This window comes from Rhizobium sp. UFLA01-1127 (assembly GCF_059803845.1).
Genome location: NZ_JAUQTZ010000319.1, coordinates 1 through 615 on the forward strand (window position 1 = coordinate 1; position 615 = coordinate 615).

1 protein-coding gene and 1 pseudogene are annotated in these 615 nt (G+C 61.3%); both read right to left on the bottom strand.

Annotated features, from left to right (window positions below; genetic code table 11):
* Positions 1–365: M81 family metallopeptidase (locus tag Q4Q11_RS32005; RefSeq protein WP_498572003.1), on the bottom strand; the 365-nt coding region annotated here is incomplete at its 3' end.
* Positions 366–375: 10 nt separating this feature from the next.
* Positions 376–615 (bottom strand): annotated as a pseudogene (locus tag Q4Q11_RS32010) (transcriptional regulator); the annotation flags it as partial.

Consider the following 615-nt stretch of genomic DNA (forward strand, 5'->3'; position numbering starts at 1 on the left):
ACCATACAGTCATCGCCGACGACGGCGCGCGCCGCACTGATCCAGTCGCCTTCGGCGTCTTCCATGCCCTCGACATACATGGCTCCATGCATGGCAAGATATAGTCCATCGAGCGGCAGCAATGCCTTCAATCCTTCGAGAAACTCCGCCTTGAACCCCTCGTAGGTGCGGCGGGCGACCGGTCCACCCGCGATGGCTCTCGCATGGATGGTCGGCAGGAATTCGCCATCATAATCCCTGAGGAAGGCAAAGTAGGGCGAAGCGGTCAGCGCCGCGCCGCGCAGGACACGAAAGTCCCTCTCCTCGTTCAATACAGGATTGTAGGTGCTGCATTCGATGTGAATGCCTCCGACGGCGATGCGCATGGGAACCTCGTTAGGGCGTGGAACCAATCAGGAAATTATGGGCGGCGATGCCGGCCGCACCTCGCGCCCAGACATCGCCATCGACGTGCTGCGTGCGGATCGGCGTCTGGCCGGCGTAGCGCGGCAATACGTTGGCTTCGGCCGCCTGCCGCATGACAGTACCGAAAAGGCCGTCGAACCGGCCTTCGACATGGGTGATCAGGATCAGGCCGGGATCGTTGAACTGGATAAGATGCGCAATTGCCAGCCC